This window comes from uncultured Corynebacterium sp., from assembly GCF_945649885.1.
Classification (GTDB): domain Bacteria; phylum Actinomycetota; class Actinomycetes; order Mycobacteriales; family Mycobacteriaceae; genus Corynebacterium.
In genome coordinates this window covers 1-2,709 of the sequence record NZ_CALZFS010000204.1, presented here as the reverse complement: position 1 = coordinate 2,709, position 2,709 = coordinate 1, and the positions used below count along the sequence as shown (strand labels likewise).

Here is a 2,709-nt window from a genome sequence, read left to right as displayed (position 1 = left end):
TTCCTGGGGATGGGCACCTTTGTCTCCCTGTACAACTACCTGGGCTTCCGCATGATTGAACAGTTCGGACTCAGTGAAGTGCTGGTAGGTGCGGTGTTCCTGATGTATCTCTCCGGCACCTGGAGTTCCGCCCAGGCAGGCAGGCTGCGGGAAAAGATGGGCAATGGTCCAGCGGTGATCTTCCTGGCCATCACCATGATTGTGAGCCTGGTACTGATGGCAGTGGACAATATGTGGCTCACCTTCATCGCGCTGTTTGCCTTCACCGCATCATTTTTTGCCATCCACTCCTCAGCTTCTGGCTGGATCGGCATCATCGCCACCAAGGACCGTGCTGAGGCTTCCAGCATGTACCTTTTTTGTTATTACATCGGTTCATCTGCCGTGGGCTGGTTCTCCGGTGTCATCTTCACCCACGCCAGCTGGCTGGTGTTCATTGCCTACCTGACGGTGTTGCTGGGTGGACTGCTGGCCATCGCAGTGACCTTGGCGCGGCTGGAGAAGGTCAGCTGAACTGTTGATCTGGCCGGTTCCTTAATTCTTGAGGGGTGATATGGCCCGGCTTATCCGCATCGGGCAGGGTCAGTGGCAATAGTCCTTTGGTGCTACGGCGCTCATTGGCGGAGAAGACATAACCATCAAAGTGTGAAAGTATTTCCACCTCGGGGAAGAGCTTCTCCAATTCAGCCACAATCTCTGCGCCTTCCCGGTGCCAGGCCTCAGGGTCAAAACCGTCTTCCCAGCAGGGGCGGCGATCGAAACCGTCATGGGCCTCGATGCAGAAGGTGTGGAACTGCTCAGTCCATTCCAAGATGCGGCTGTTCAGGGGTTCGCCAATACCCAGCTGCCAGGGCATGGGCATGAAGTGCTCCCCTTCGTGGAGGACCAGTTCCGCTGACACCCACAAAGAGCAGAGATTTCCATAATCCGGATACACCCTGATAACCAGTTCCTCTTCCACACTCCCAACACTAACCAGAATTATTTATCCCGGCTTTGTCCGTACTATTAAGGGGGACTACTCTTGAATTCATGAGTGACACCAGCACCACATGGGATCGACGCACCTGGCACCGCAAGGTCAGCAAACCGGTCACCTACTGGTTCATCGCCTTGATCGTGGCCGGCATTATCCACCCGGTCCTGCCTGAGTACCGTTGGGTACTCATCCACCTCTTCACCCTTGGCGCGGTCACCAACTCCATCGTGGTGTGGTCACAACACTTCACCGAACGCTTCCTCCACCAACGCCTGGCCGACGAGAAGCGTCCCTGGCAGCTGCGCAAGGTGTGGGTGCTCAACGGTGGCGCGATCATCACGATCCTGGGGCAGCTGCTTTCCAACACCTGGAACGATCACTGGATAATCACCAGCATTGGCGCTGCAATAGTGGGCCTCACCATGCTATGGCATGCCTTCTCCCTGGCAGCGCAGTTTCTCACAGCCAAACGCGGCCAGCCCTATGCCACAGCCGTGGTGGCCTATGTGGCCAGTGCCTGCTTCCTCCCGGTGGGCGCGGTGGCCGGCGGATTCCTCGCCGCGGAGCTTCCCGGCACCTGGCATGAGCGGGTGTTGCTGGCCCACACGGTGTCCAATATCTTAGGTTTTGTGGGATTCGCGGCACTGGGTTCACTCTCGGTTCTCTATGCCGCGACCTGGCGCACCCGCCTGCCCTATGACCACACCAGATACTCCGTCGGCTTGATGCTTTTCGCCCTGCCGGTGATCCTCGGTGGCGTATTCGCCGACAATGGCTACATCGCCGCAGGTGGATTGGTGCTGTACATCCTGGCGTGGTTGGTGCCCATGGGGGCGTGGATGAGGGCGTCGATAAGCGTGCTGGCTGCACCTCGCGATCGCGTGGGTTTTAGCGCTGCTGCGGTGGGCACCGCTCCCCTGTGGCTGGTGGGTTCACTGATCTACATCGCCGTGGAAGCTGTGGCGCACCACGGGGAGCTGTACCAAATTAGCTTGCCGACGAATGCCGTCCTCGTTGGTTTCGCCGCCCAACTGCTCATCGGTGTGATGAGTTCCCTACTGCCTTCCACCATGGGTGGCGGGCCCGGTGCCGTGCGGACCGGCACCGACATGATCGGGCGTGCGGGCCTGTTCCGTTGGACGCTCATCAACGGTGGTCTGGCCATCTGGCTGCTCACGGACAACAGTTGGCTGCGTGTGGTCGCGTCATTACTCTCCATCGGCGCCCTGACAGCTTTTGTGCCACTGATGCCCCTGGGCGTGAAAGCTCAACGTGAGGTGCTGATGAAGAAGCGCGACCCGATTGAGCCGGTCACCGCGCCGCGCTATAACCAGGTCACCGCAGGCATCGCGGTGTTGGCCCTGGTGTTGGCGGCCTTCGGTGGACTGGGAACCTCTGGCGGTAATACCACTGGTTCTGTGGTGAGCACTGGCGATGTTCATGCCATCACCATTGATGCCGGCGACATGGTGTTCTCACCCGATGTGATCGAGGTACCCGCCGGCAAGACACTGGAGGTGACCATGATCAACACCGATGACATGGTTCATGACCTGAAGTTTGCCAACGGCATCCAGACTGGCCGTGTTGTTCCCGGTGAGGAAGTCACCATCACCGTCGGAGAGATCACTGAAGCAATGGAGGGTTGGTGTACCATCGCCGGCCACCGTGCCCAGGGAATGGATCTGATGGTTGTGGTTGGTCAAACTGAAAAATGAGAAGAATCTGCA

The 2,709-nt window shown here is 58.6% G+C and carries 2 protein-coding genes and 1 pseudogene; 2 read left to right on the top strand and 1 reads right to left on the bottom strand.

Annotated elements, in window-relative coordinates:
* Positions 1-513, top strand: a pseudogene (locus Q0M74_RS13800) (MFS transporter); the annotation flags it as partial.
* On the opposite strand, the gene Q0M74_RS13795 reads toward Q0M74_RS13800, so the two are convergent.
* Complete coding sequence (locus Q0M74_RS13795) at positions 506-901, bottom strand: hypothetical protein (RefSeq protein ID WP_293955431.1); 396 nt, start codon at positions 899-901, stop codon at positions 506-508. The pseudogene Q0M74_RS13800 and the gene Q0M74_RS13795 sit on opposite strands and share 8 nt — an antisense overlap.
* 206 nt (positions 902-1,107) lie before the next feature.
* Here Q0M74_RS13795 and Q0M74_RS13790 point away from each other — a divergent pair, with 206 nt between their 5' ends.
* Positions 1,108-2,697: a cupredoxin domain-containing protein gene (locus tag Q0M74_RS13790; protein ID WP_366088392.1), complete on the top strand. Its 1,590-nt coding sequence runs from the start codon at positions 1,108-1,110 to the stop codon at positions 2,695-2,697.
* Positions 2,698-2,709: the final 12 nt, after the last annotated feature.